The organism is Rhodoferax sp. (assembly GCF_014859475.1).
GTDB lineage: Bacteria > Pseudomonadota > Gammaproteobacteria > Burkholderiales > Burkholderiaceae_C > Rhodoferax.
On record NZ_JACUUE010000245.1, the window covers coordinates 1 to 3354 of the forward strand.

Below are 3354 nucleotides of genomic sequence, written 5' to 3' on the forward strand. Positions count from 1 at the left end.
GCGGCAGTCCATGCTGTTGGAAGTCATGGATTGCTTCACTTCGTTCGCAATGACGGGGCTGATGAAGAGGGCTCAATCGGGCAATTCGAAAGCCCGATCGACGCGTTTCCTCAGCTCGGGGCCGGTGAACTGTGTGAGGTCGCTGATCACGCTGCGCCTCACTGTTTTTTGAGCAGCCACGCTCAAACACGGTTTGAGCTCACCCAGCATCTGGCTGCTGGCGATCAGCACCAGCGCGCTGCAGCGTTGCGTGGTCACCGAATCGTTGAGGTAGGTGGCCAGCTGCCGGGCAAAGCTGGCGCGCGCCTTGTCCTCGGACTGTGTTTTGGGCTCGAACTGGGTGCCGGCATGGCCGGTGCGGCCATGGCCCTTGCCGGCCGCGCCGGTCAGGTCGCCGCCCTCGGCCTGGCCTACCAGGCTGGCGCGCGGAAAGACAAAATCGGTCAGCTCGGTAAGTGAATGGTCCGGCGCGCGCTCGAAACAGCGTGCCCGTTCGCCATTGGCGATCAAAATCCAGGTCTTTTCCATGATGGTCCTCTTTCTTTGTGAATGTCAAAACATGGGGCCGACGCCACCTTCGGGCATCGACGCTTCCAACTCGGACGACGGCTTGGCCGGCGCCGTGGCAATCATGCAGTCGGTGGTCAGGATCAGGCTGGCAATCGACGCCGCGTTTTGCAGCGCCAGCCGCGTCACCTTGGCCGGGTCGATCACGCCCATCTGCAGCAGGTCGCCATAAGTGCGGGTGGCTGCGTTGTAGCCAAAGGCCGGCTCGGTCGATTCGTCCACCCGGTTCAGCACCACCGACGGCTCGTCGCCCGCATTGCTGACAATGCGGCGCAAGGGTTCTTCCAGTGCGCGCGACACCAGCCGGATGCCCGAGGTCTCGTCGAGCGAGCTGCCCGTCAAATCCAGCAGCGCCCGGCGCGCGCGCAGCAAGGCCACGCCACCGCCCGGCACAATGCCCTCCTCGACCGCAGCGCGGGTGGCATGCAAGGCGTCTTCAACCCGCACCTTGCGCTCTTTCATCTCGGTCTCGGTGGCCGCGCCGACCTTGATCAGTGCCACACCGCCAGACAGCTTGGCGGCGCGCTCGTCGAGCTTTTCGCGATCAAAGTCGCTGCTGGCCAGTTCGCGTTCCTTGCGGATGATGGCAATGCGCTCCTTGATGGCCTGCGGCTTGCCGGCACCTCCGATCAGCGTGGTGGCTTCCTTGGTGATCTCTGCGCGGCTGGCGCGCCCCAGGTCACTCATGGTGACCTTGGCCAGTGTCAGGCCCACCTCGTCGCTCACCACCGTGCCGCCGGTGAGCACGGCAATGTCCTGCACCATGGCCTTGCGCCGGTCGCCAAAACCGGGCGCCTTGACGGCGCAGGTTTTCAGGGTGCCGCGAATGGTGTTGATGACGAGTGCCGCCAGCGGGTCGTTGTCCACATCCTCGGCAATCACCAGCAGGGGCTGGCCCGTTTTGACGATTTCTTCGAGCAGCGGCAGCAGGTCTTTGAGCGACGACAGCCGGCCTTCGCACAACAAAATTGCCACGTCTTCCAGCACGGCGCTCTGGCGTTCGGCGTTGTTGATGAAGTAGGGTGACAAAAAACCGCGGTCGAACTGCATGCCTTCCACCACCTCCAGAACGCTGTCCAGGCCGGAGCCGTCCTCGATGGAGATGGCACCCTCGCGGCCCACCTTGTCGATGGCGCTGGCGAGCAGGTCGCCAATCGAGCGGTCGTTGTTGGCCGAGATGGCGGCCACGTGCGCAATTTCCTGCGACGTGGCGCAGGGTCTGGCCATGGTCTTGAGCTCGGCCACCACGGTGTTGATGGCCAGCTCGATGCCGCGCTTGAGGTCCATCGGGTTCATGCCACCGGCCAGGTAGCGCAAGCCCTCCTGGATCATGCCGTGCGCCAGCACGGTGGCGGTGGTGGTGCCGTCGCCCGCCATCTCGCTGGTGCGTGCCGCCACCTCGCGCAGCAGTTGCGCGCCCATGTTCTCGAACCGGTCTTCGAGCGCGATCGACTTGGCCACCAGCACACCCGAATTCACGATTTGCGGTGGCCCGAAGTCGCGCTCCAGAATGACCGTGCGCCCGCGCGGCCCCAGCGTCACCTTGACCGCCTCGGCCAGCGCATCGACACCGGCGCGGATCTTGGCGCGGGCATCGTCGTGGAACAGGAGTTGCTTGGGTTTCATGGTCCATGCTTTCATGAGTGACTGGTGCGCATGCTAGGCCGCTCCAATTGCGGCATGAATGAGAAATCTCAATGGTGCGGAAGTTAGGCCATTCAAAATGAACCATGGTTTTGGCAACAAGGAAAAAGGTGGTGGTCATGAAAAAAATTGCGAGGATTCTGTGCTGTGGCGCTGTCATTGCGTCGGCGCTGCTGCTGGCCGGCTGCGTGCTGGAACTGCAGAACAAGCAGCCAGCCGAGGAACTTGCGCGGCTGTCGCATCCGCCCGGTTCGGTCTATACCGGCTGGCGCGTTTTTCAGGACCGCTGCGCTGGCTGCCATGGCCCCGCGGGCAGCGGCACGGCGGCTGCGCCCGACCTGTTGCCCAGGGTTCGCCAAATGAGTTCGCGCCAGTTTGTTGACTTTGTGCTCACGCGTTACGACTGGAATCTGCCGGTGGCCCAGGCCGGCGGCGACGGCGCCGCGCGCGCGGAATTGATCGAACAAATCCTGCAGCGCAAACAGGGCGCGCTCACCATGCCCGTGTGGCAGGGCGAGCCCCGCGTGAGCGCCCACATCGTTGACCTGTACGCCTACCTGTCGGCCCGCGCCGATGGCACGCAGGGGCCCGAGCAGCCGGTGCGCTAACGCTGGCCACACATGAATAAGTGTTCAGGGCGTTGCACTGGCCGATCTTGATGGCGATGGTCGCGCTGACATCGTTGCCGCCAACGCGGGCTATGCGCCGTCAGGCGGCACGGGTGGCTCAAGCGTCACGGTGTTGCGGCAGACGTCTTCAAGCCCGGGCCAGTTCACGATTGCAGGCGTTTACCCAGGAACCGATCCGGGCAGCTTCATCGCCATCGGCGACATGAATGGCGACGGCCGCAACGACCTGGTGCTGGAAAATGGCCCCAGTGTGCTCATTCAATCGAACTCGGCCCCCAGAACCTTTCTACCCGTTCGGACCTTGCGCTGAGTGAAGTGCGCCAGGCGGCCTCGGTGTCAGGCTGCGGCCAACACCACAAGGCGGGTGACCCGCCGAAATTTGTGACCAAAGAAGGCGTGGCACTAACACTGTAGGCCGCGCCCCCGCGATCCTGGAAAACCTGCCAGCCAACACCAAGCGCACCGATGCCATTGAACCTAGATTCCTCAGTTGACCGCTTGAAAACTTCGATAA

At 63.6% G+C, this 3354-nt stretch carries 4 protein-coding genes; 2 read left to right on the plus strand and 2 right to left on the minus strand.

All coding sequences use genetic code 11. The features are described from left to right. Positions 1–72 precede the first annotated feature (72 nt). Both IBX54_RS13785 and groL read right to left on the minus strand, forming a co-directional pair. A complete protein-coding gene (locus IBX54_RS13785; protein WP_296543230.1) occupies positions 73–528 on the minus strand; it encodes a host attachment protein in 456 nt (151 codons plus the stop codon). A 24-nt stretch (positions 529–552) separates the two neighbouring features. Then, complete coding sequence (groL, locus tag IBX54_RS13790) at positions 553–2193, minus strand: chaperonin GroEL (RefSeq protein WP_296543232.1); 1641 nt, start codon at positions 2191–2193, stop codon at positions 553–555. Between the two features lie 137 nt (positions 2194–2330). Here groL and IBX54_RS13795 point away from each other — a divergent pair, with 137 nt between their 5' ends. Both IBX54_RS13795 and IBX54_RS15275 read left to right on the plus strand, forming a co-directional pair. Next, positions 2331–2819 (plus strand): c-type cytochrome, encoded by a 489-nt coding sequence (locus tag IBX54_RS13795; protein WP_296543231.1) that lies wholly within the window; start codon positions 2331–2333, stop codon positions 2817–2819. Between the two features lie 37 nt (positions 2820–2856). Further along, positions 2857–3150, plus strand: a complete 294-nt coding sequence (locus tag IBX54_RS15275; protein ID WP_367141850.1) for an FG-GAP repeat domain-containing protein — start codon at positions 2857–2859, stop codon at positions 3148–3150. Positions 3151–3354 lie beyond the last annotated feature (204 nt).

Excerpts from the sequence above, each read along its gene's own strand:
- IBX54_RS13785 (WP_296543230.1), bottom strand. The coding sequence starts at position 528 with ATGGAAAAGACCTGGATTTTGATCGCCAATGGCGAACGGGCACGCTGT.
- groL (WP_296543232.1), bottom strand. The coding sequence starts at position 2,193 with ATGAAACCCAAGCAACTCCTGTTCCACGACGATGCCCGCGCCAAGATC.
- IBX54_RS13795 (WP_296543231.1), top strand. The coding sequence starts at position 2,331 with ATGAAAAAAATTGCGAGGATTCTGTGCTGTGGCGCTGTCATTGCGTCG.